This is a genomic window from Paenibacillus sp. J22R56 (genome assembly GCF_056269375.1).
Genome location: NZ_JBWDNV010000017.1, coordinates 37,499 through 62,400 on the forward strand (window position 1 = coordinate 37,499; position 24,902 = coordinate 62,400).

The 24,902-nt window shown below is 47.7% G+C and carries 23 protein-coding genes and 1 other RNA gene; 18 read left to right on the forward strand and 6 right to left on the reverse strand.

What is annotated here, in order from left to right; genetic code table 11:
- The 5 genes from cyoC to AC0YNT_RS29785 form a co-directional block, all read right to left on the reverse strand.
- On the reverse strand, positions 1-627 hold the full coding sequence (gene cyoC / locus AC0YNT_RS29765) for a cytochrome o ubiquinol oxidase subunit III (protein WP_475807814.1): 627 nt from the start codon (positions 625-627) through the stop codon (positions 1-3).
- Positions 628-2,604, reverse strand: a complete 1,977-nt coding sequence (locus AC0YNT_RS29770) for a cbb3-type cytochrome c oxidase subunit I (RefSeq protein ID WP_475807815.1) — start codon at positions 2,602-2,604, stop codon at positions 628-630.
- Between the two features lie 24 nt (positions 2,605-2,628).
- Entirely contained in the window at positions 2,629-3,618 is a 990-nt protein-coding gene (gene cyoA, locus AC0YNT_RS29775; RefSeq protein WP_475807816.1) for a ubiquinol oxidase subunit II, read from the reverse strand.
- A gap of 222 nt (positions 3,619-3,840) precedes the next feature.
- A complete protein-coding gene (locus tag AC0YNT_RS29780) occupies positions 3,841-4,149 on the reverse strand; it encodes a hypothetical protein (RefSeq protein WP_475807817.1) in 309 nt (102 codons plus the stop codon).
- Positions 4,150-4,289: 140 nt separating this feature from the next.
- Complete coding sequence (locus AC0YNT_RS29785) at positions 4,290-6,383, reverse strand: transglycosylase domain-containing protein (protein ID WP_475807818.1); 2,094 nt, start codon at positions 6,381-6,383, stop codon at positions 4,290-4,292.
- Positions 6,384-6,535: 152 nt separating this feature from the next.
- Between AC0YNT_RS29785 and speE the strand changes: the two genes are divergently transcribed.
- From speE to argS, 4 genes are all read left to right on the forward strand, one after another.
- Positions 6,536-7,363, forward strand: coding sequence for a polyamine aminopropyltransferase (gene speE / locus AC0YNT_RS29790; protein WP_475807819.1), 828 nt, complete (start codon positions 6,536-6,538; stop codon positions 7,361-7,363).
- A gap of 169 nt (positions 7,364-7,532) precedes the next feature.
- On the forward strand, positions 7,533-8,060 hold the full coding sequence (locus AC0YNT_RS29795) for a DNA-deoxyinosine glycosylase (protein WP_475807820.1): 528 nt from the start codon (positions 7,533-7,535) through the stop codon (positions 8,058-8,060).
- Positions 8,061-8,139: 79 nt separating this feature from the next.
- Entirely contained in the window at positions 8,140-8,580 is a 441-nt protein-coding gene (locus AC0YNT_RS29800) for a YwiB family protein (protein WP_475807821.1), read from the forward strand.
- A gap of 5 nt (positions 8,581-8,585) precedes the next feature.
- Positions 8,586-10,265, forward strand: coding sequence for an arginine--tRNA ligase (gene argS / locus AC0YNT_RS29805; protein ID WP_475807822.1), 1,680 nt, complete (start codon positions 8,586-8,588; stop codon positions 10,263-10,265).
- Between the two features lie 643 nt (positions 10,266-10,908).
- Here argS and AC0YNT_RS29810 read toward each other — a convergent pair.
- Entirely contained in the window at positions 10,909-12,039 is a 1,131-nt protein-coding gene (locus tag AC0YNT_RS29810) for a S8 family peptidase (protein WP_475807823.1), read from the reverse strand.
- A 365-nt stretch (positions 12,040-12,404) separates the two neighbouring features.
- Between AC0YNT_RS29810 and rpoE the strand changes: the two genes are divergently transcribed.
- The 14 genes from rpoE to AC0YNT_RS29880 all read left to right on the forward strand — a co-directional run bounded on the left by rpoE (position 12,405) and on the right by AC0YNT_RS29880 (position 24,605).
- Positions 12,405-12,986 carry a DNA-directed RNA polymerase subunit delta gene (rpoE, locus tag AC0YNT_RS29815; protein WP_475807824.1) on the forward strand — a complete coding sequence of 194 codons (582 nt, stop codon included), beginning with the start codon at positions 12,405-12,407 and terminating at the stop codon, positions 12,984-12,986.
- 374 nt (positions 12,987-13,360) lie between these two features.
- Complete coding sequence (locus AC0YNT_RS29820; RefSeq protein WP_475807825.1) at positions 13,361-14,965, forward strand: CTP synthase; 1,605 nt, start codon at positions 13,361-13,363, stop codon at positions 14,963-14,965.
- A 132-nt stretch (positions 14,966-15,097) separates the two neighbouring features.
- Positions 15,098-15,496 carry a response regulator gene (locus AC0YNT_RS29825; RefSeq protein ID WP_132312442.1) on the forward strand — a complete coding sequence of 133 codons (399 nt, stop codon included), beginning with the start codon at positions 15,098-15,100 and terminating at the stop codon, positions 15,494-15,496.
- Positions 15,497-15,784: 288 nt separating this feature from the next.
- Entirely contained in the window at positions 15,785-17,044 is a 1,260-nt protein-coding gene (locus AC0YNT_RS29830; protein WP_475807826.1) for a UDP-N-acetylglucosamine 1-carboxyvinyltransferase, read from the forward strand.
- Between the two features lie 97 nt (positions 17,045-17,141).
- Positions 17,142-18,506 carry a transcription termination factor Rho gene (gene rho / locus AC0YNT_RS29835; RefSeq protein ID WP_441896913.1) on the forward strand — a complete coding sequence of 455 codons (1,365 nt, stop codon included), beginning with the start codon at positions 17,142-17,144 and terminating at the stop codon, positions 18,504-18,506.
- 24 nt (positions 18,507-18,530) lie between these two features.
- Positions 18,531-19,784 carry a radical SAM family protein gene (locus AC0YNT_RS29840; protein ID WP_475807827.1) on the forward strand — a complete coding sequence of 418 codons (1,254 nt, stop codon included), beginning with the start codon at positions 18,531-18,533 and terminating at the stop codon, positions 19,782-19,784.
- Positions 19,785-19,892: 108 nt separating this feature from the next.
- Positions 19,893-20,090: a 50S ribosomal protein L31 gene (rpmE, locus tag AC0YNT_RS29845; RefSeq protein ID WP_167283026.1), complete on the forward strand. Its 198-nt coding sequence runs from the start codon at positions 19,893-19,895 to the stop codon at positions 20,088-20,090.
- Positions 20,091-20,168: 78 nt separating this feature from the next.
- A complete protein-coding gene (locus AC0YNT_RS29850) occupies positions 20,169-20,603 on the forward strand; it encodes a hypothetical protein (RefSeq protein ID WP_475807828.1) in 435 nt (144 codons plus the stop codon).
- A gap of 56 nt (positions 20,604-20,659) precedes the next feature.
- Positions 20,660-20,927: signal recognition particle sRNA large type (gene ffs / locus AC0YNT_RS29855), an RNA gene on the forward strand.
- A 160-nt stretch (positions 20,928-21,087) separates the two neighbouring features.
- Positions 21,088-22,860 carry a DNA polymerase III subunit gamma/tau gene (gene dnaX / locus AC0YNT_RS29860; protein ID WP_475807829.1) on the forward strand — a complete coding sequence of 591 codons (1,773 nt, stop codon included), beginning with the start codon at positions 21,088-21,090 and terminating at the stop codon, positions 22,858-22,860.
- A 26-nt stretch (positions 22,861-22,886) separates the two neighbouring features.
- On the forward strand, positions 22,887-23,198 hold the full coding sequence (locus AC0YNT_RS29865; protein WP_167283032.1) for a YbaB/EbfC family nucleoid-associated protein: 312 nt from the start codon (positions 22,887-22,889) through the stop codon (positions 23,196-23,198).
- 111 nt (positions 23,199-23,309) lie between these two features.
- Complete coding sequence (gene recR, locus AC0YNT_RS29870; protein WP_167283034.1) at positions 23,310-23,909, forward strand: recombination mediator RecR; 600 nt, start codon at positions 23,310-23,312, stop codon at positions 23,907-23,909.
- Between the two features lie 148 nt (positions 23,910-24,057).
- Positions 24,058-24,345, forward strand: coding sequence for a DUF2508 family protein (locus tag AC0YNT_RS29875; RefSeq protein WP_441896903.1), 288 nt, complete (start codon positions 24,058-24,060; stop codon positions 24,343-24,345).
- The gene (locus AC0YNT_RS29880; protein WP_167283038.1) at positions 24,342-24,605 is read left to right on the forward strand and encodes a pro-sigmaK processing inhibitor BofA family protein; all 264 of its coding nucleotides are present in this window, start codon (positions 24,342-24,344) and stop codon (positions 24,603-24,605) included. Before AC0YNT_RS29875 ends, AC0YNT_RS29880 begins: the two co-directional genes overlap by 4 nt.
- Positions 24,606-24,902 lie beyond the last annotated feature (297 nt).

Here is a 24,902-nt window from a genome sequence, read left to right on the forward strand (position 1 = left end):
CTACATCACCCCCATCAAGTAAACGACTGTGAGAACGAAAATCCACACAACGTCGAGGAAATGCCAGTACAAGCTGATAATTGTAACTTTACGTTTCGTAACCGGATTAATACCACGTTTGCCAATTTGGATCATCAAAGCAATCATCCAGACCAGACCGACTGAAACGTGCAATCCGTGAGTACCAACAAGAGTGAAGAACGACGACCAGTAGCCGCTGGTGCTAATCTTGACGCCCTCATCAACCATTTTCAGAAACTCGGATACTTCAAGGAAAATAAACGATGCGCCAAGCAAAGCAGTAATAATCAACCAGCCAATCAGGCCTTTTTTGTTCCCCTTATGCATGCAGAGAACAGCGAGACCACTTGTAAAGCTGGATGTTAACAAGATAAATGTCTCGGCGATAACGCCAGGCATCTCGAACATCTCATGCGGCGTAGGACCGCCGTTTGTGCTGTTATGAAGCACGGAGAATGTTGCAAACAAAGTACCGAACAAAATAACGTCGGTTATAAGAAACATCCAGAAGCCAAGCACCTTGATCGATTCATGATCATGGTGATCGTCATGGTGGCCGTGGTCATTAGGACCATGGCCGCCATGTGGCGCTGCTGTGTGTGCCATTTAACGTACCCCCTTTAATGCTGCTTCGGTACGTTCAATCTCATCAACCGGAATGTAGTAGTCCGTGTCGTAATCGAAGGAACGAGCGAGCAAGCAGCATCCTACACCGATCAGGCCCGGAACGAGCATCCATGTCCAGTGCCATACAAAGCCGAAGCCGGCAATGAAGAAGAACACAGACATGATGAACGGAATTCCCGAGTTTCTCGGCATATGAATTGGTTCAAGCGGTGCCAATGGTTTTGGTTCGCCGCCATTTGCAAGACGCTGCTTTTCTTCCCACCATGCATCTGAGCTCGAAACCTCAGGAAGACGTGCGAAGTTATACATTGGTGCAGGCGATGGAATCGACCATTCGAGTGTACGGCCGTCTCCCCATGCGTCGCCGCTTTTTTCTTTCTTCAAGAACTTGATGCTGTGTGCAATTTGCCACACTTGGAAGATAAAGGCCAGACCCATGATGAAGGCACCAACCGTCGATACGACGTTAAGCGGCTGCCAGCCCATGTCGAAGTTGTATTCGTTGAAACGACGTGTCATACCCATCAGACCAAGTGCATATTGCGGCATGAAGCACACGTAGAAGCCGATATTCCAAAGCCAGAATGCCCATTTGCCAAGACCATCATGCAGCTTGAAGCCGAACATTTTTGGCCACCAGTAGTAGAGGCCAGCGAAGTAACCAAATACAACGCCACCGATCAGTACTTGGTGGAAGTGGGCGATCAGGAAGTAACTGTTGTGGAACTGGAAGTCAGCAGGCGCAACGGAGAGCATAACCCCCGTCATACCACCGACGACAAAACATGGTATGAACGCTATCGTCCATAGCATTGGCTGGCTGAAGGTGATCCTTCCTCGGAACATCGTAAACAGCCAGTTGAACACTTTTACACCGGTTGGTATCGCAATAAGCATCGTCGTGACCGCGAAGAACGCATTGACGTCGGCGCCGGAGCCCATGGTGAAGAAGTGATGAAGCCAGGTAAAGAAGGAGAAGAAGCTGATCGACATAAGCGCAAATACCATTGATTTGTAGCCGAACAGTTTTTTCTTCGAGAAGGTTGATACGACATCCGAGAATACCCCGAAGGCCGGTAATATAACGATATATACTTCCGGGTGACCCCACATCCAGATGAGATTGACATACATCATCGGGTTGCCTCCACCGTCAAGGGTGAAGAAGTGAGCACCTAGGTAACGGTCGATAAAGAGCAGGAAGAGCGTTACTGTCAGAATCGGGAATGCGAACATAATGGTAATCGAAGACGACAGAACGGACCAAGTGAACATCGGCATTTGCATCAGCTTCATGCCAGGTGCGCGCATCTTCAGAATGGTAACAACGAAGTTGATACCGGACGCCAGGGAACCGATACCGGAGATTTGAATCCCCCAAATATAGAAGTCTTGACCAAGGCCAGGACTGCCTGACAGCTCTGACAGCGGCGGATAAGCCAGCCAGCCTGCATCAGGTGAACCACCGATAACGAACGATACGTTGAACAGCATTGCCCCAAAGAAGAAGAGCCAGAAGCTGAGGGAGTTCAAATAAGGGAAAGCGACGTCGCGAGCACCAATCTGGAGTGGTACGACGATATTAAAGAGACCAAACATAAGTGGCATCGCCATGAACAAGATCATGATAACACCGTGAGTTGTAAAGATGGCATTATAGTGTCCTGCATGCAGGAACTCTAGATTTGGCAGCGCAAGCTGTGTCCGAATCAGCAGGGCATCGACGCCCCCGCGGAACAACATGAGAAGCGCTGCGATAACATACATGATACCGATTTTCTTATGATCGACAGTTGTCAGCCATTCGGTCCACAGCCAGCGCCATTTCTTAAAGTAGGTAAGTGCGATAACAATTGCTACCATGGAAAGACCAATCGATACCTGCGCGCCCAAGATGAGCGGATCGCCGGTGATGAAGAAGTCATTCAGCATGAAGTCCATAAAATCCTTAAACATAGTGCATCTCCTTTCCTTGCGTTATTATTCTTGATCCGTTTGGGAAGAGTGGTCCATAGCTTCCATGCCATCCATATCATGATTCATGCTGGAAGTGTCATGGCCTCCACCTTCCTCATCTTTAACAGGACCGGATTTTTCACCATGATGAGGAGCAAGAGCTCCGTTTTCACCAACATATTGCATAACTACTTGATCGAACAAACCTTTAGGGAATGCCGAGAAGAACTGCTGATCCGAAGATCCAGGTTGTTTCAACTGCTCAAAGCCTTCTTCTGTCAGAGCAGGTGCAGATGATTTGACACTTTCGACCCAGGATTTGTAGTCGGCATCAGAAGTAGCCTTTACATCAAAGGTCATCTTCGCAAATTGCTCACCTGTGAAGTTTGCACCCGAACCGAAGTATGTGCCAAGCTCATCGGCTTGGAGATACAAGGTCATGGCCATGCCGGACATCGCATAGATTTGACCGCCAAGCTGCGGAATCCAGAAGGAGTTCATCGCTTGGTCTGCCGTTACGCGGAAGCGAATTGGCGTATCTTCCGGAATCTGAACGTAGTTGACGGTCGAGATTCCTTCTTCCGGATAAGTGAAGAGCCATTTCCAGTCAAGCGAAGTTGCTTCGATCGTAATCGGCTCCTTAGCCGACTCAAGCGGTTTGCTTGGCTCTAGATCGTACGTGTATTTAATAGTAACCGTCGCTAGGATCGCGATGATGATGATTGGAATTGCCCACCAAATCGTCTCCAGCTTTGTGCTGTGCTCCCAGTTTGGCTGGTATTGGGCTTTGTTGTCCTTCTTGTCACGGTAACGCCAGACAATATAGGCAGTCAGGATCAATACAGGAACCAGAATGATCGCACACAGCCACACCGTAATCCAAATGAGATCCTTTTGTGATTCGCCGATCGGTCCTTTTGGATCGAGGACGAGATATTGATCGCCGCAGCCGGATAGCATGACGGCCATTAGCATAATCATCAACGGAACCAGATAGCGGATAGACTTTCTCATTTTTTGTTTCAACTCCTCAAGATTGCTTCTTGCTATTAAGATTAGCAGAAGTCGCTCAGAATAACTGCTGGCTTAACAATTACGTCAACAATTCGTCTTTTTTCTGTAATAGAATTTTCACCATATTGACAACTGTGGTTATTTTCCTTGGAAATCAACACACAAAAAAACCGCTCCTCGTCAATATTGACGAAAAAGCGGGTCGTTAAAAGCAATTTTGAATTACAAAATATGGTTGGAATGATCATCGTTCTGCTGATCTTCCATCGCCTGATGGATTCTTGCATGTACGAGGCTGATCGCTGTACCAATTACATAAATGAACACGCTGCCGACAAGGCAACCGATACCAACCATTAACGTGGTGTTCTTATCACTAAAGTGGCTGATATTGATGAGACATAACAACACACCCACTGTCAAAGCCGTCCAGGCAAAAACCGTCATTAAAGTAACAAGTCGCTTCACGTTTGCTGCTGTTGCTTCCGCATCCGACTTTACATTGCTTACCGTTGCTGTTTTTGTAGCCATCTTAAACACTCCCATAAAGTTTGTAAGTGCTTACTTCTTGATCCTACTATACCACAGTTTACGGCTAATGTTCAAAGAATTTTCACTTTTTGATCAAAATTTAGACAAATTCATCTGAATTCATGTGGTTTTCTTTTCAATTAATTCTTCCACCAACGCTTCAAGTCATTCCACCAGGTGCCGCCCTCTTCTTTGAGCTTGTTGTCCGCTTCGGTATCTTGGCCCGTCGGCCCGCCGCATACTTCGGTTGGTTCCGTTCCTGATACGAAGGACTCCAGCCGTTTGTTCGCACAAGTAGCTGCTGCTAGCTTGCCGCTCGTCGGATCGATGTATACGTTCACGACACCATCTGGGATCGGGAAGATCTTAGGTGGGATGGCGGATAACGCCTTCTCCGTGTATTGGGCGAAAATTGGAGCCGCGCGATGAGCCTCAGTTATGGTCAGCTTGCGATTCTTGTCATAGCCTACCCATACGGCTGTTGCCAGTTCCGGTGTGTAGCCAACAAGCCAAGCATCTGTAGATGTCGTGCCGGTTTTACCGGCTACGGGTCTTTTAATGAAGGAAGACACTCGGTTTGCTGTACCGCCTCCTTCGAAGACACTCTCCATCAGACTGGTCATCACGTAGGCTTCGGATGGATTGATGACTTGCTCTTCATGCCGCTCCGCTTCATATATAATATGTCCGTTTCGGTCTGTGATGCGTAAGATCGCAACAGGCTCGATTCGGATGCCATTATTAGCAATGACCGCAAATGCGGAGGCCATCTGGAGTGGACTGACTGGGAAAGTACCAAGAGCTAAGGAAGGAACCGGATTCATTGGACTTGTGATACCAAGCTTCCTGGCCGTTTCAATCACGCGGTCGGCGCCCACTGTCATAATGGTATTTACAGCATAGATATTATCCGAGCTTGCTATAGCTGTACGCATATCAATGAAATCGTTGAAATACTTGTCATTGTAATTGCGCGGCTCATAGGTTTTGCGTCCTTCATCATAAGTGAAGGAGGTTGGTTCGCTCTTGAACCGGGTGACCGGCGTCATAAATCCGCTGTGCAGCGCGGTCAAATATAGGACTGGCTTAAAGGAAGAGCCCGGCTGCCTGGTTTCGGCGAGCGCTCGGTTGAACTGATTTGTTTTATAATCCCGGCCGCCGACCATCGCTTTAATGTACCCGTTGCGGGGATCAATTGAAACAAGTGCCGCCTGTTGCTCTTCACTTCCGGCAAGCCCGTTCTTGACCGCGTCCTCCGCAGCACGCTGCGCAGTAGGATCAAGTGTTGTATAGATCGTTACTCCGCCTTCATTTAATAGCTGTTCATTAATACCAAGCTTATCAACGGCAATGTAGCGAATATAATCGCGGAAATAGGGGGCAAAGCCCGCCTGCTCCCCGGAGCCCAGTGGCTGGAATGTTAATACTTCCTTGTAGGCGGCGTCGGCCTCATCCGGTGTAATATCGCCGGCTTCCGTCATTGCGCTTAATATGGTCAGCTGGCGGTCTTTTGCATTTTTCATATCCATAAAAGGGGAGTAATATTTCGGTCCCTTCGGGATGCCTGCAAGCATAGCACTTTCGGCTAGCGTTAATTCGGAAGCATGTTTATGGAAGTACAGCTGTGCGGCCGCTTCGATGCCATAGGCGCCATGCCCGTAATAGATCTGATTCAGGTAGAGACTGAGAATCTCGTCCTTCGAGTAATTCATCTCGAGCTGAACGGTATACATAGCCTCCTTCAGCTTACGCTGCCATGTTTTCTCATGGGTGAGATACAGGTTGCGAGCGAGCTGCTGGGTTAATGTACTGGCACCTTGTTTGGCGGACATGGTCTCCACGTTAACCAATACGGCACGGGCCATGCCTTTCATATCGAACCCATTATGTTCATAGAAACGGTGATCTTCAATCGCCAGTGTCGCATCCACAAGATAAGGTGAGATTTCATTTAGCGGTACAGAACTACGGTTCTCGCCTGTATGGAACGTATCAATCACTTGTCCCTGCAGGTCGAGCATGCGGGAGGTCTGACTGATTGACGTTACCGGCAGCGACTGGAAGCGCAAATAAAGAAACATGGACACAGCACCTAGTACCAGTACGGCGGCAATGGCGGCGGTCCATCGTAAGCTTTTTTTGAACCTCATAACATGAGGAAGAAAACGTTCGGTTATAATAGGAAAAGCATATTTGCGGCGCGGCTTGCCCGGCCTGATCTGCTGCTTTTTCATGATGGTGCTCCCTTCGCAAGAACGACCTTTTCCTTAGTATGGAAAAAGGTGGGGAACGATATTCATGTATGGAAGCTAGAAAAGGTTGATTTTTCGCTCCGAACTACTATAATACATGGAGAACCATTGACGGAAAGAAGGGATTTATCGATATGGAATTGTGGTATACAGAAAAACAAACCGAAAACTTCGGCATTACAGCGAAGATTACTAAGACTTATGTAGACGAACAAACTGATTTCCAAAAGCTCGATATGATCGAAACGGAAGAGTTCGGCACGATGCTGGTTCTCGACGGTATGGTCATGACTACAGTTAAGGATGAATTCGTGTATCACGAAATGGTAGCCCATCCGGTACTCTTCACGCATCCGAATCCGGAGCATGTGCTTGTAGTAGGCGGCGGAGACGGCGGCGTTATCCGTGAAATTATGAAGCATTCAAAAGTGAAAAAAGCCGTGCTCGTTGATATTGACGGCAAAGTTATTGAATATTCCAAGAAATACCTGCCGACAATTGCAGGCGAACTGGACAACCCTCGTGTTGAAGTTCAAGTAAACGACGGCTTCATGCATATTCATGATCATAAAAATACGTATGACGTTATTATGGTTGACTCCACTGAACCTGTTGGCCCTGCGGCGAACCTGTTCACACGCGGCTTCTACCAAGGTATCTACGAGTCGTTGAAAGAAGACGGTATCTTCGTAGCTCAAACCGATAACCCTTGGTTCAAGGCTGACCTGATTCAAAGCGTTAACAAAGACGTGAAGGAAGTATTCCCGATCGTTCGCGTGTACGGCGCTAACATCCCAACTTACCCAAGTGGTTTGTGGACATTCACAATGGGCAGCAAGAAGTATGATCCGCTTCAAGTGGATGAAGCTTCGATTACTGAGATTGAAACAAAATACTACACACCACGCCTTCACAAAGCGGCATTTGTTCTGCCTAAATTTGTAGAAGACCTCGTGAAGTAATGAAATAAGCGGCATACTCGCAGATGAGAATTGCCGATGGAAGAGGCGTCTTTGTGTCACCAAAGCTTTCTGTAAAGCCGAGGTGATATGAGGCGTCTCTTTTTTATTTCCAGCGCGGCTGGTGTAAAATACATAGTACGTGATTTTTTTGGCTGAGGAGAGGATTCGAGTGGAAGAAGCAGAGCGCATTTTTTCTTTTCCGCCGGTAATTGACGAGCATGCCCGTGTATTGGTGCTCGGGACTGCGCCAAGTGTAAAGTCGCTGGAGCATCAGCAGTTTTACGGTCACCCACGTAATTACTTCTGGGGGATGGTATACGGAATTTTTAGTGCCGGAGCGCCGGATGAGAATTACGAGAGGCGTCTCGCTTTTCTGCAGGAGCATCATATGGCGGTGTTTGATGTAATTGAATCTTGTGAGCGGCCAGGGAGCCTTGATGTGAACATTAAGAACGAGCAGCCGAATGACCTGCCTGCCTTGCTGGCGAAGTACCCAGGCTTGAAGTGTTTTGCATTTAATGGAAGCAAGGCATATGATACATTCCGCAAATATTTTCGCGATCATCCGGCATTTCGGGAAGTTACCCTTCTGAAAATGCCTTCAACTAGTCCGATTCCCACGCAAAAGATGCGAAACTTAGAGGACCGGATCGAAGCATGGCGTGCGATTCTCCCTTACCTGGATTTATCGGAATAGCTTACAATCGTTGAAATTACGGGCCTTCCTGTATATAGTAGTAACATACGAGAAGACTGGAGATATAGGAGTTTTTGTTATGCAAGATAGAATAGCGGTTAAGATCACGCTGACAAGCACCCAGGACGGAGAGTCCGTCGTACAAACGTACAAAGGGGAATGGTTCCGTAAGGAAAGATCGGTGTATATCCGTTACGAAGAACCGGTGGAAGGCAGCGCTGATCCTATTCGGACGCTGGTGCGCTTCCGCGCGGACGAGCTGTCGATCACACGCCGCGGCGTTGTGGAGTCGGAGCAGTTGTTCGTTCCGGGAGAAGTGAGACGAAGCGGCTATTACCGCTCTCCGTATACTTCGTTTCAGATGGAGACGGCTACAGCGTTTGTTGCGGTGAAGGGTGATGACGGCTTGGAGCTGCCATCAGCAGTGCCGCCTTTTACGATTGAATGGCAGTATGAACTATGGATGAATGAACATTTGTCGGGCCGGTTCCATAATCGGCTCCATATACAGGAGGAGTAGGAGCAATGAGTACGAACGTGTTGGAACAGATGTATGAGAAGGTAAAGGAAGCGATTGCTGATGCAGCAGTAGCAGGTGGACTGGCTGCACGCGAGGAGCTGCCGGCATTCGTGCTGGAAGTTCCTAAAGACAAAGCGCATGGCGACCTGGCGACTAACGCAGCAATGCAGCTGACTAAACTGGCGAAGAAAAACCCTCGTCAAATCGCAGAGACGATTATCGCGAACCTGAACGGTGAGAAGTTCGGTATCCAATCCGCTGAGATCGCAGGACCTGGCTTTATTAACTTCCGCATGGACAAAAGCTATTTATATTCCGTTATCGGTGAAATTACAGCTGCAGGAGATAATTATGGCCGTACGAAGGAAGGGGCAGGTCAACGTGTAGAAGTCGAATTCGTCAGCGCGAATCCGACAGGCAGCCTTCACCTTGGACATGCTCGTGGCGCAGCTGTTGGTGATGCCCTTTGCAACGTTCTGGATTTTTCAGGTTATGAAGTAACTCGCGAATACTATATCAATGACGCCGGCAACCAAGTGAACAACTTGGCTCGCTCGATTGAAGCACGTTACCGTCAAGCACTGGGTCAAGAAGCTGAGATGCCGGAAGACGGCTATCACGGCGAAGATATCGTAGGCTTCGGTAAGCTGCTTGCGGAGCAGGAGGGTGACCGTCTGCTTTCGCTTTCCGATGAAGAGCGCTTCACTTTCTTCCGCCAATTCGGTCTGGAGAAAGAATTAGATAAAATCAAACGTGACCTCGGCCGTTTCCGCGTTGGTTTCGATATTTGGTACAGCGAGACATCGCTGTATGAGAGCGGTCAGGTTGAACAGGCGCTCGACACGCTGAAGGAGAAAGGCCAAGTGTATGAAGAAGAAGGCGCGACATGGCTTGCGACTATGCCTTATGGCGACGACAAGAACCGCGTCCTTGTGAAAAATGACGGCTCGTACACGTATTTGACACCGGACATTGCATACCACCGCGACAAATTCAGCCGCGGCTATGACCGGATGATCAACATCTGGGGCGCTGACCACCATGGTTACATCCCTCGTGTGAAAGCTGCTATGGCTGCCCTTGGCAATGACCCAGACAAGCTGGTTGTGCTGATTGCGCAAATGGTAAGCCTGTTCCAAGACGGCGAAAAAGTGAAAATGTCCAAACGTACCGGCAAAGCCGTTACGATGCAGGATCTGATGGACGAAGTAGGCGTTGACGCGATTCGTTACTTCTTCACGATGCGCAGCATGGACTCGCATCTTGATTTCGATATGGACCTTGCGATCTCGACTTCGAACGAGAATCCGGTCTTCTATGTACAATATGCGCATGCGCGTATTTGCAGTATCTTCCGTCAGGCGGATGAGCAAAGCATTGCTCTCTTGCCTATTAGCGACATCGACTTCAGCAAGCTGAACTCCGAAGCTGAATTCGACCTGATGCGCAAACTCGGCGAGCTGCCGCAGGAAGTGTCGGAAGCTGCGGCTCAATACGCACCGCATCGCCTTGTACGCTATGTGTATGAACTAGCTTCGCAGTTCCACAGCTACTACAAAGCAGAGCGCGTCATCACTGAAGACGCGGCTCAAACACAAGCGCGTATCGCCTTGCTCGGCGCTGTGCGCACAGTTATCGCCAATACGCTCCGCCTTATCGGCGTATCGGCTCCAGAGCGGATGTAATCGTTCCGCTCACACGGCGGCTCGGCATTCGCTAAACCGCCAATCTTGACCGCTTAGTTTGCTGACCGCATTTATGTGGCTACGTGCTTCTCTATAACTGCCTGGTCTGCCTATGATGTATTTAATGCAGTATAATCGGTCCTTTTAGCTTCACTTAGCCGGTTATATTGCATTTTCTGCAGTATAGCAGCTCTGGTAAGGCATAAAAACGGCTATTACAACCCCGCTATCCTGCACAAACTACAACATAAGTCTCAGCATCTGCCGAAAGGAGACCAATAACCAATATCCTGTAAAAAATACAGCGTAGCAATACGCTTACCGCTACAAACCAAAAGAAACCGTTCCAAGGGAAAGGGGGAATACCCCTCCCGAGAACGGTTTCTTTCTTTTTCTCCCAAACGGACCGATGAGGTGCGGGGCAAGGGCAATGTATCTCCTGGAGGAGTGTTAGCGCCTGCCTTTGACGACTGAGAAATCTCGTTACAACGAGTATATTCAAATTTCTCAGCGTCAACCGCAGCACCGAATTGCAATTAGTTATATTACCCATTTGCAATTCGATGTACCGCAAGGAGATACATTGTTCGCAGCCAGCCCCATCATCGCCCAATCCGCGAACTTGCCCTTTAGCCGTCTTTACCTATCGGTCCGCCGCCCCCAACATCTTCATCACATCAAGCTCCCCCGTATACTTAGGAGCTTTTGTACTTCGAAGCGGCAGGTACGACTTCTTCAGGATCGCCTTAATCTCTGCGGGAGTTAATCCCGGCCTATATGCGAGCAGCAAAGCGATGGCTCCACTGACATGCGAGGTAGCCATCGAAGTTCCGCTCATTTCGTGATATTTGCCGCGAAGCCAGGCAGAGAAAATTTTGTCGCCAGGCGCATAAATATCGATGAACGTTCCCCTGTTGCTGAACGGGGCAATGCGCCGAAGCTTATTTGTAGCCCCGACGGATATCGTCTGCGGATATCTCGCTGGATAATCGACCGAGCGTCTTTTGCCATCATTACCTGAGGAGGCAACGACAATAACGCCAGCATTATAAGCGTTGTTTATTGCGTTAAGGAGGGCTTTACTGCGTGTTTTCATGCCAAAACTCATATTAATAATATGGACCCGGTTGCGCACGCACCAATCGATGCCAAGAATAATGTCGGAGACAAAGGCGCTTCCGTTATGGTCGAATGCTTTAACAGGGAGGATTTGTGCTCGAGGAGCAATGCCGATCATGCCCTGTACTTGGTTGGCTGCAGCGATGGTTCCGGCGATATGTGTGCCGTGTCCATTATCATCATGAGGCAGCATGCTGCGGTTAAGCAGGTTAATGCCGCGAGACAGCGACTGTCGAAGATCGGGATGGCTGAAGTCTACGCCGGTATCGATGACGCCGATTTTAATGCGATGTCCTGTCGTTGTGCTCCATGCTAGTGGAGCTTTAATTTGCTGGACGCCCCAGGGGATGCCTTTTTCCAGAGGAATGGTTTTGACTGCTGTGTGAACAGTAATACGGCGGTCGTTCTCAATCCATACGCCGCCGGAGAAACCAGATAATGTTGCTTCGACAGGGAGCTGACAAGAAATTGCACGAATGATGCGCATTTGCTTAACCGATTTGAGCTCAGGGGCAGTTGTCGATGCTTCAGACCACTCTTGCAGAAAGCGTCGATAATCCCCTTGCTGTTGAAATCGGATAATCCGATTTTTTGTCGTTTGGCCCGTGCAAGCCATCGTGTCCTTCAACCAATGGAGAAAAGCGGTGATGTCCAATTACGCGTCCCCTCCCGACGGACGATGCTGAACTATTGTATGAAACGAGGAGTTCGGCCGCATGAGCAACTTGCCTTTTTTTAGATAATTAGGCTTTGAGCCGTGTCAAAACCGGATGGCAAACATAGGATGAAGTAAGAGTTCTTAAGGACTCTTATCGCTCCGGTCCGCATTACTCATGCGCTGTCCGGATGGATACAGTCAAAGCGAAGGGACAGCCCTTCGCTTTTTTCTGTTTCAGGGCAAGATACGGGGACTTCATACAGCCGAGGGACGGCTTGCTTTTTTGAATAAAATAGGTTTTACTATACTTTGATAATGGTTAAGATTATGAAAGTGAAGATAGCAAGAAGGGATGTGTCCATATGAGCAGCGGCAATATTACATTGAAGCTCGATCCTGAGCGGATTAAAGAAATGCCTATGGTAGACTTGGCGTTTGAATTGTTGAAATCGGCCAATACGCCTTATTACTACCGTGACCTGATGATGGAAATTGCGAAGGTTCGCGGACTGTCTGCGGACGGAGTTAACCAAGTAATCGCTCAAGTATATACGGAGATTAATATTGACGGCAGGTTCGCTTGCGTAGGAAGCAATATGTGGGGATTGAAACGCTGGTATCCAGTTGAGAAAAACGAGGATCCAATCACGAACGCGAAGCGTCCTCGTATCATTAATGACGAAGATGATGATGATGATCTGTTCGCGGACGAAGAAGAAGAAACGTACGCAGGTGACGAAGAGGATTACGATGTATTTGATGAAGATCGTGAATTCGGCGAAGCTGAGACAGAAGAAGAAGTTGATGAAGAGGTTAGCATCGAAGACGAAGAGATTGAGGAAGACGCGGTTGATGAAGAAATCGACGCTGACGCTGAACTTGACGATGAGGATTCTGATGACGAAGATTTTGAAGACGACGAGGACGAAGAAGAAGAGAAATAATCGTCTTAAGCTGGGTCTTCTTTACGCTTGACAGTCGATAGACGGGCAGAGTAAACTATTGCATGGGCTTTAAGATTCGGTTAACGTACCGCACAAGCAGCAATGGCTTACCTTTCTTTTTTGAAGGATGAATGCCTAAGCGGAATATAGCTTTCGCCGCTCTCTTGCGGGTTAGCTAACGTTTAATAATATGCCAAATGAAAAGTGCCCCGTGAAGACGGGTGTCACTTTTTTTGTTTGTAGAAGTAAATTTCAGTAACCAGATTTAGGAATCCATAAACTGGATAGAGGGGTACAGTGCCTGCTAATCCATGTTTATTGTACAAATGGGAAAACCTAAACATAACCATAGGAGCTTGGAGGGTATTAGCAAAGTGACAAAATATATTTTTGTAACCGGTGGTGTCGTTTCTTCGCTCGGCAAAGGGATAACGGCTGCATCACTCGGTCGTCTGCTTAAGAACAGAGGTCTTAAAGTAACGATCCAGAAATTCGATCCCTATATTAACGTTGACCCGGGAACGATGAGCCCGTACCAGCATGGTGAAGTATTCGTAACGGATGACGGTGCGGAGACAGACCTTGACCTTGGGCATTATGAACGGTTTATCGATATTAACCTGACGAAGTACAGCAGCGTAACAACGGGTAAAATTTACTCGAACGTTATTTCCAAAGAACGCCGCGGTGAATACTTGGGCGGAACGGTGCAGGTTATCCCGCATATTACGAACGAGATCAAAGAGCGCGTGTACCGCGCTGGTAAAGAAGCCGGCTCGGACGTTGTTATTACAGAAATCGGCGGAACAGTAGGCGATATCGAAAGCTTGCCTTTCCTAGAAGCAATCCGTCAGATTAAGAGTGATATTGGACGTGACAACGTGATGTACATTCACGTAACACTGATTCCATATATCAAAGCAGCGGGCGAAGTGAAAACAAAGCCGACACAGCATAGTGTAAAAGAACTGCGCAGCATTGGTATTCAACCGAACGTAATCGTATGCCGTACCGAGCATTCGCTGTCGGAAGATCTGAAGCGCAAAATCGGTCTGTTCTGCGACATCGACGCTAATGCGGTTGTCGAATGTCTTGATGCATCGACATTGTATGAAGTACCTCTTATGCTTCGTGAGCAAGGTCTCGACGATATTGTCGTTAACCACCTCAAGCTGACGACGAACCAACCGGATATGACGCAGTGGGAAGAAATGGTCGAGCGCGTGAAGTCGCTGCATAAAACGACTGAAATCGCCATTGTCGGCAAATACGTTGCTCTGCATGACGCATACCTTTCCATTGTAGAAGCTCTTGGACATGCTGGTATCGACGCAGATTCCGAAGTGAAGCTTCGTTGGGTGAACGCGGAAGAGATCGACGACGAGAATGTCGGAGAAGCTCTGAATGGCGTACATGGTATTCTTGTACCGGGCGGCTTTGGTGATCGTGGTATTGAAGGTAAAGTGACTGCAATTCGTTATGCTCGTGAACAGCAAATTCCATTCTTCGGTATTTGTCTTGGCATGCAGGTGGCTGTTATCGAATACGCGCGTAATGTAGCAGGCTTGTACAACGCAAACAGTGCAGAGATCAATCCTTCAACGCCATATGCAGTTATTGACCTGCTTCCTGATCAAAAAGATATTGAAGATATGGGCGGAACGATGCGTCTTGGCCTCTATCCTTGTAAATTGAAGCCAGGTTCGCTTGCTTCTGTAGAATATAATGATGAACTGGTATACGAACGTCATCGTCACCGGTATGAGTTTAACAATGAATATCGTGAGCGTATTGAATCGGCAGGACTTCGCATTTCTGGTACTTCCCCTGACGGCCGTTTGGTCGAAATGGTGGAGCTGCCTGAGCATCCATGGTTCCTTGCTGTTCAATTCCATCCGGAATTCACATCCCGTCCGAATCGTCCACAACCGCTCTTCCGCGGATTTGTGCGTGCTGCTTTGAAGTACTCTGGACAATAAGAACACCCGTTCTAACAAGGAATGTTTCAATTTTTTTATTGGAAAAGCAGGATAATGTGCCTCTCCGCGCGAATATATTAACGATTATGGAAGAGTTGACCAGTTGTCGCTCGAGTCGCGGGAGGTAATATCTTGGAGAAGAAGAAGCTATTGATCGTTGATGATCAGAATGGCATCCGAGTGCTTCTAATGGAAGTATTCAGCAGTGAAGGCTACAATACTTTCCAAGCTTCAAACGGTAGGCTGGCACTGGAAATTGTGAAAGCTGAGAATCCTGACCTCGTTCTGCTCGACATGAAGATTCCGGGGATGGACGGACTTGAAATTTTAAAGCATGTGAAAGCCATTAATCGTGAAATTAAAGTCATTATGATGACCGCATACGGCGAGCTCGATATGATCAAGGAAGCGACTGATCTGGGTGCTGTGATGCATTTCACGAAACCGTTTGATATCGATGAAATGCGAATCGCGGTTAATATGCAGCTTCACGGCGGCAATTCCAACAACCGCTTCGCGGTAGGGTCCTAAGGGACCCTTTTTTTCTGCCCATCTGGAAGACTTTCACATGGTATCCCTGCTTCTGTAAGGGAAATACCATTCCCTGTCCCGTTATGGTATAATAGCTCAGAATATAAAGTCTAATAGACCTGATAATAGCTTTGTAATCAATACAAATTCGCTTCCGTACTTTATGAAGCGTACTAAATAGGAGCATAGGATGACGAACCGCTTCATCACGGCGAGTGTGTTAGTATAAACCTCGCACGCTAGGCGGTTTTCCTATGTTTCTTCCTAGTCACGGGAGGACTACATTTGATGGAGAAATTGATGATACGTGGTGGACGTCCACTGCGGGGCACCGTCCAAATAAGCGGAGCAAAGAACAGTGCCGTCGCTCTGGTTCCGGCTGCTATATTGGCAGAATCAGAAGTGGTATTGGATAATTTGCCCCATTTAAGCGATGTTGTCGTATATAGTGAAATCCTGGAGGACCTGGGCGCTGTAGTAAGCTGGCAAGGCGATATTATGAGAATTGATCCTTCCCGCCTTGAGTCAAAGCCGATGCCTAACGGTAAAGTGAAGCTCCTTCGTGCTTCTTATTATTTGATGGGCGCCATGCTGGGGCGTTTTGGGGAAGCGATTATTGGATTACCAGGCGGCTGTAACTTCGAGCCAAGACCAATTGATCAGCATATCAAAGGCTTTGAGGCACTAGGAGCAACCGTAACAAATGAGCACGGCTCCATGCGTATTCACGCAAAAGAGCTGCGCGGAGCGAAGATTTATCTTGACGTTGTTAGTGTTGGAGCAACTATTAATATTATGCTTGCGGCCTCGCGGGCCAAAGGCTCTACAATTATCGAAAACGCGGCAAAAGAGCCTGAAATTATAGATGTAGCAACACTTCTTAATTCGATGGGAGCTCGCATCAAAGGGGCCGGCACGGAAACGATCCGTATTGAAGGGGTCGATAGCATGCATGGCTGCCGTCATTCCATTATCCCTGACCGCATTCAAGCGGGTACGTACATGATTGCTGCTGCTGCCACACGTGGTGATGTAACGATCGATAACGTGATTCCGAAGCACATGGAAGCCATGACAGCAAAGTTGGAAGAGATGGGCGTAACGGTTCATGAGATGGATGAATCGATTAGAATTATTGGCGCGCCAGAATATTCAGCTATTGATGTCAAGGCACTTGTGTACCCGGGCTTTGCAACGGATCTGCAATCGCCGATGACGACGCTTCTGACACAGGCAAAAGGCGTAAGTATCCTGAGCGACTATGTATACAGCAACCGTTTCAAGCATGTACCAGAGCTGAACCGGATGGGCGCGGATATTCGTGTTGAAGGGCGTTCAGCTATTGTCGAAGGCGGAGAGTTGTTTGCTGCAAAAGTAAAAGCTGCTGATCTGCGGGCTGGAGCAGCGCTCGTTATTGCTGGCCTTACCGTGAAGGAAGGCATTACAGAAATCACCGGTGTAGAATACATTGACCGCGGTTATGACAATCTTGTTGATAACCTGCGCCGTTTAGGTGCAGATGTTTGGCGAGAGACAGAGGAAGGTTAATTCCAGTATTTATGCGCCTTCTATGGGTCAAGACGAATAGAAGGCGCCATTTCGGGTATATAATGATAGCTAAAACTGAATACAAAGTGGTGAGAATATGACAGATCTTCAGATCGCTGATCTCGAAGAATTGAAGCTGACCGAATTATACAAATTAGCAAAGCAGTATCAAATTCCGTACTATGGCCAGCTGAAGAAGAAGGAATTGATTTTTGCAATATTACGTGCACAAGCGGAAAAAAGCGGCCTCATGTTTATGCAGGGTGTACTTGAAACCTTACCAGAAGGATTTGGCTTCCTTCGGCCGATCAACTATTTGCCTAGCAAAGAAGATATTTATATCTCTGCTTCGCAGATTCGAAAGTTTGATTTACGTACCGGAGATCTTGTATCTGGCAAATGCCGGCTGCCGAAAGATTCGGAGAAATACTTTGGCCTGCTCCAGGTAAATGCAGTAAATGGCACAGATCCTGTACAAGCGGCCGAAAGACTTCATTTTCCCGCTCTGACCCCTCTTTATCCACAGAAAAAACTCGTGCTGGAGACGGCATCTTCCAAACTTTCTACACGAATTATGGATTTGCTTGCACCTGTTGGTCTTGGCCAACGTGGACTAATTGTAGCGCCGCCGAAAGCGGGCAAAACCCTGCTGCTTAAAGAAATTGCGAACAGTATTTCGACTAATCATCCGGATATCGAGTTGTTTGTATTGCTTATTGATGAACGCCCAGAGGAAGTAACGGATATGCAGCGTTCTGTGAAGGGCGAAGTTATTGCCTCTACGTTTGATGAAGTGCCTGAAAATCACATCAAAGTGGCCGAGCTTGTGCTTGAGAGAGCACTGCGTTTAGTGGAACATAAGAAAGATGTTGTTATATTGCTCGACAGTATTACACGACTTGCACGTGCTTATAACCTTGTTGTTCCTCCATCTGGCCGTACGCTTAGCGGCGGTATTGATCCTGCAGCTTTCCATCGTCCGAAGCGTTTCTTTGGTGCGGCTCGCAATGTGGAAGAGGGCGGCAGCCTGACAATCCTCGCGACGGCCTTGATCGAGACAGGCTCGCGTATGGATGATATCATTTATGAAGAATTTAAAGGTACCGGCAATATGGAGCTGCATCTTGACCGGAAGCTTGCAGAACGTCGTATTTTCCCTGCACTTGATATCCGCAGATCGGGTACAAGGCGTGAAGAGATGCTTTTAACGAAAGAAGAACTGGATAAATTATGGGTTGTGCGCCGTAATATGACCGATACACCTGACTTTGTTGACGGGTTCCTGAAGAAGCTTGCTGACTCTAAGACCAACAGTGAGTTTTTGATGTCGCTTGATACAATAGAGGAAAAGTCAACGCCGAAACCTCAGCAGTCGAGGACAAGCACGGGAACAGGTACGGGAATCAAAAGCAGCGCAACAACTGGAAGGCGGCCAGCGCCGCGCACAACGCACGGCTCTTAGCGCTGCTGGAAGGAGGACATCAAGATGAATCTCGTATATGCGGATGAGCAAGGCAATGTGTTTGATCATCCTGACTATATTGCGCTTGGGCGCAGTGGCGATATGATCGTCGAACTGATGGAGGAAGAGCTGATTCCATTGCCGCGGGGGGCTACCCTAGTAGGACTGCCGCATACGCGGCCGGTCTTTATTGAGCCTGACACAGGTGAGATGAAGATGCTCTCCGGCAATTATCAGGCGGTTGGTGCTTTACTGCCGCAAGGGTTTACCCGGCTGGCTCTGCCAGGCTACGTGAAGACGGATAAGAACGAGAAGTTTCCGTTATTCGGCTATACTTCAGTCGTTTGGAAAGACGGCGGATTTTATGTAGCGGCGGAGCAGAGCGATGATCCGTATAAGTGGGATCCGCTGAACTGCGACCGTGGTGAAGTTCGCAGACAGGTGGAGCGATTAACTTCGAAATATCCGGAGAATCGTTTGTACAAGCATTTATCTAACTGCGCGCTTGGTTATGAATGCTTAACTTCGTCGAATACGTTCCTGCAGCGCTGGGAGGGTGGCGTTCCTGTCTCCTATTCCTGTAATGCTGGATGTTTCGGCTGTATTTCCGAGCAGCCGGACGACAGTGGTTTTGTTGCACCGCAGACGCGTATGAACTTTAAACCTACGGTGAATGAGATCGTGGAGATTATGCTGGAGCATCTGAAAACGCCGGAATCCATTATCAGCTTTGGCCAAGGCTGCGAAGGTGAGCCTTCGACGCAAGCCAAAATTATTGTGGAAGCGATGAAGATCGTCAGAAGCCAGACGAAGCTCGGCTACATCAATATCAATACAAACGCAGGTCTGACTGATTTCATGCGCGCGATCGTAGACGCAGGACTTGATCTTATGCGGGTCAGCACAATTAGTGCACTTGACGAGCATTATAACGCCTACTACAAGCCGCGTGCTTACACTTTAGCTAATGTGGAGAAGTCGTTAAAGTATGCAACTGATAAAGGTGTATACACTTCCATTAACTACCTCATATTCCCTGGTGTCACGGACCGTGAGGAAGAGATTGAGGCGATGATCGGATTTGCGAAGCGGACGGGCCTCAAGCTAATCCAAATGCGTAATTTGAACATTGACCCGGAGAGCTATTTGAACTTGATTCCACCTGCCAAAGGCGAGATCTACGGTATGAAACAAATGCTCGAAATATTCCGTGAGGAGCTGCCAGATGTTGTGATTGGCTCCTATACACATCTCCCTCCTGCGGCCATGCGCAAGTAGCTGGGAAAACATCGGCATTGCATGAGTGATATGGTCGTGCTATAATCCGAGATGTGTGATTTTAACTCTGGATCCGCATGTGGTTCAGGGCAGAAAGAGGTGAACGAGATGAAACAAGGTATTCATCCGACATACCACGTATCCAACATCACTTGCGCTTGCGGTAACTCATTCGAGACTGGTTCGATCAAATCGAATCTTCGCGTAGAGGTTTGTTCCGTGTGCCACCCATTCTTCACGGGTAAGCAAAAGTTCTTGGATGCAGGCGGTCGCGTCGATCGTTTCAAAAAGAAATACGGCATGTAATACTATCTGCCTCGGCTTAATTTGGCAGAATAAGAAAACCTCCCTTAGCCATCCTATGGTTAAAGGGAGGTTTTTTGATTGCTTACCAAAAGAATGCTAAGACGCAAGCTGCGAGTATTGTTTATGGGCTTCGCAGTACCTGCTTTAATAGTTGTAAGCTTATCGGGCTGTGCTGCTGATGGCATAAACAATGGTCATCGCTCAAATAACCAGAAGGTTGAGACTTATGGCCATGATGGATATATGGGCTACTCCAACAGCAACCCTAACCTGCCTAATAATCTTACTTTCCTCAATTATGATACGGACAGGAAGTTTATTGGCCAAGTACTGCAGCCAATCGATGGCATTAAAGACAGCCGGGTTTCCTTTAATGGAGAGAACCTGAATGTACACATAACAGTGGACTCGAAACTGACGAATAAGCAAATTCAGGCGCTTGAAGCAAAGGCTCAGAAAGCTGTACAGTTCAACATGCCGCGTTATCATGTTAAAGTGACAGCGTCACGCTAGGACTGCCACTATCCTACGGTTGCGATTTATGCTGGGATGGGCTATACTTAGTTTTGCCGTGCTAGATGGGGAGTTAGCGGTGCCCTGTAACTCGCAATCCGCTTTAGCGAGGTTGAATTCCTGCTTGAGGTTATGTGATGCAGGGTTTGGCGCTTGCAATCAGTGTTGACAGTTGGGTCCTCCGCAATGGACGCTTGTGAACCCGGTCAGGTCCGGAAGGAAGCAGCCGTAAGCAAGTTTGTTCATGTGCCGGGGGAGTGCCTGACTCGAGCTGAGACGCAAGAGTGCCGCCTGGATCGCATGTTATCGAGGGCAGGTGCACGGTACACATTATTTTCATAGAGTTAACTGAGGAACACCAGCGATGTGGTTCTGCTTTCTTTAAAGCAGATGCCTAGAATGCAGGTGTTTTTGTTTTGCATATAGAAATCATGTTGTATAATAGAAGAACAAAGAACGAATTAACCGAAGGGAACGTAAACGCGTGAGTCATATTGCATTATATCGTGCCTGGCGTCCGCAGACGTTCCAGGATATGGTCGGACAACGGCATATTATACAAACGCTGCAGAATGCGATTCGAGAGAATCGTGTCTCGCATGCCTATTTATTTAATGGACCTCGAGGTACGGGGAAAACAACAGCAGCCAAAGTACTGGCGAAAGCAGTAAACTGTGAACGTGGTCCAGCGGAAGAGCCATGTAATGAATGTGATGCTTGCCGCGGGATTACTGCCGGTCATATTATGGACGTTGTTGAGATTGATGCGGCGTCAAACCGGGGTATTGATGAAATACGGGATATTCGAGATAAAGTTCGATACGCCCCGTCTGAAGTTCGTTATAAAGTGTATATTATTGATGAAGTTCATATGCTTACCTCTGAAGCCTTTAACGCCTTACTCAAGACATTAGAGGAACCTCCGGGTCATGTTATTTTTATATTAGCAACAACTGAGCCTCATAAACTTCCTGCGACAATTATCTCACGCTGCCAAAGATTTGATTTTCGTCAAGTGTCTCTTGAGGAACAAACGGAGCGCCTGCTTGAGATCTGTAAGGAAGAGGGTATTGAGGCAGAGGATGATGCCATCTCTTATATCGCCCGATTATCCGAAGGCGGTATGCGTGATGCGATAAGCCTGCTGGAGCAAGTTTCTGCTTTCGGCGGTTCCAGAATTACGCTCGATGGAGCTGTGGATGTAACAGGAGGAATGGCAGCGGATCAGTTCTATGCACTGGCCGAAGCCATTAGAGATCGTAATGTAGCTGCTATTATGCCGCTCGTAGAAGGTTTGACGCAGGCCGGTAAAAGCGCGGATAAATGTATGGAGAACCTGATCTTTTATTTCAGGGATCTGCTTGTGCTTAAGCTGGCGCCTCAAGGTACGGTGACCGAGCGTGTTGTAGATGCAGAGCGTTTCCAGGAGATGGCCGAAGCCTTTAGTTCTGAACGGTTATTCCGGATGATAGACACGCTTAATGGCTACCAGTCCGATATGAAGCATGCTTCTCAGCCTCAAACCTTATTTGAGGTCGCACTGATGAAGATTTGCACGATTGGTAATGAGAGTGCTGCAGCTGCTGGAGGGTCGGGTTCATCAGCCACTCCGCCTGCTGCCTCAGCTGAGGTGAATCGTCTGCGTCAGCAGGTCGAGGTGCTGGAACGGAAGCTGGAACAGCTTATCCAAAATGGTGCGGCTATCGCCGGAGCTGCCAGCGCTGCTGATGGTGGAGCACGTCCCGCTGTTAATCAGTCCCGTCGAAGCGGCGGATTTGGTGGTGGTAACGGGGCAGCGATCAGCAGAGCCACGGTAAAACTAGATCCTTTCGTGGCATCTGCAGGAAGTCCAGGTACAGGACAGATTCGAATGAAGTGGAACGAAGTGCTTCAACGGGTCAAGGAAGCCAAGATTACCGTACATGCTTGGTTTGTTGACGGAGAACCAGTGTCAGCAACAGACGGTACGGTGCTTGTAGCCTTTAAGAATACAATGCACCGTGAGACGACCGAACGGCCCGCACATCGGGAGATTATTGAACGGGTTATCCAGGATGTAATGGGCAATCCGTTGAAGCTAGCCACGTGTATGCTGAAGGAATGGCAGAGCGCTAGCAGCCGTTCGGGAGAGCAGCAAGGTGAAACGCTGGAATTACAGCCGGATGCGATTGACACCGGGGAGGAACAGCGTCCACAATGGGTAGAGGAAGCAGTGAAGCTATTTGGTGAGGATTTAGTTGTTATCAAGGAAGATTAGTTAACTATAACGATGAGGTGATAAGCATGAATAACATGAACCAAATGATGAAGCAAGTTAAGAAGATGCAAGAACAAATGATGAAAGCACAAGAAGAACTTGTTAACAAAACAGTTGAAGGTACGGCTGGCGGCGGCGTTGTAACGGTAGTTGCAAACGGTCATAAGAAAATTATTAGCATCACGATCAAACCTGAAGCGGTAGATCCGGATGATGTAGAAATGCTGCAAGACCTTGTTTTGACTGCAGTTAACGACGTTCTTACTAAAGTAGACGAAATTGCGAACCAAGACATGGGCAAATTTACAGGCGGTATGAAAATTCCAGGTTTGTTCTAAGGCTAGTTGCCGGAGAACCATCTTATATAAAGCTAAAACGTATGCTGACTGACGCCGCCGTAAGGGCGGCGTCAGCCGTTTACGCTAGAGGATTGAAAGGAGCTGCGCGTTTTGTTTTACCCTGAACCGATAGCGAAGTTGATTGATGCCTTTACGCGCCTCCCAGGTATTGGACCAAAGACGGCCGCAAGGCTGGCTTTTCACGTGCTTCGCATGAAAGAAGATGATGTTATTGATTTCGCTAAAGCGCTTGTTAGTGTGAAGCGGAATTTAACGTATTGCTCGGTTTGCTGCAATATTACGGATACGGATCCTTGCCGGATCTGTCAGGATAAGACACGGGACAACTCAGTTATCTGCGTAGTGCAGGAGTCCAAAGATCTCGTTGCCCTGGAGCGGATGAAGGAATTCCAAGGGCACTACCATGTCCTGCAGGGTGCAATTTCGCCTATTGAAGGTATTGGTCCTGATCAGATCAAAATTGCCGAGCTGCTTCGCCGCTTGAGTGATGAGCGAGTGCAAGAGTTGATTCTGGCGACAAATCCAAATATCGAGGGCGAAGCGACAGCCATGTATCTTTCAAGGCTCGTTAAGCCATTTGGCATACGAGTTACACGAATTGCTCATGGTCTGCCAGTTGGCGGCGATCTCGAATATGCCGATGAAGTCACCTTGTCCAAAGCACTGGAAGGTCGCAGAGAACTAAACTAAATACAAGTAACGTTAAAGAGCCGTCTTCCCCTTTAGGGAGGGCGGCTCTGTTTTGTTTTCTGGCGAGTATCCGTTCTAAACCTGTCCATGTCTCTATACATATATAGAAATGCCTTGTCCTAACGGACAAGTGAGGAGGCGAAGTGCGATGGGCAAAAGTCAGCATACAGGTGATCTTGCATTAATGAAAACTCAAGTAAAGCCAATTCCACAAGTAGATACAGTAGAATGGGGCGAACATTTACGGGCTGAAATTGCCGAGGCACATAATGAGTGGGTAAATGCTAATCGTTTCTTTAATGTCGCTGTTGGACAAGATCAGATCGACTATGCCATTTATGCTTTAATTACAGCTGAGAAAAGATACGAAATGCTAATTCGAATCGCCAAACGCACATGCAGCGTATGGCCAGCGTGGAGAGGGGCATTGCAATGAACATGATATGGCTTGCTATACTTGTTTTATCTTCTGTCGCCTTAGTTGCTGTTCTTGTTAGACAGCGCTTGTCTTTGGCATGGGTTCGAGGTTTTGCGATTAATTTCGTACTTGCTGCTGTTGTCCTGTATGTGTTAAATTTCTCGGGATTAATTCCGAACATATATATTCCCCTTAATCCGGTTACAATAGGTACTGTTGTCGTACTTGGTGTTCCAGGCATTGCTCTCATTGCCGGCGTACAATACTTAATTGTATAAGATCGAGAAGTTTTTCGAATCAAGGGTTGACCTTATTGTTTGATTCATGGTATATTACTTCTCGCGTCAAGTGCAAGGGAAAACAAGCTTCAAAAAAAGATTTAAAAAAGAACTTGCAATCAACTAGGCAACTGTGATATATTATAAAAGTCGCCGCTGAGAAAAACGGTAGACAAACACAAAAAAAATTGTTCTTTGAAAACTGAACAACGAGCAAAACTGCCCCGTTAGAAATAACGGAAAAAGCGATAAAAACAAGTTTGAGCAAGTCAAACAAAACCATTTCATGGAGAGTTT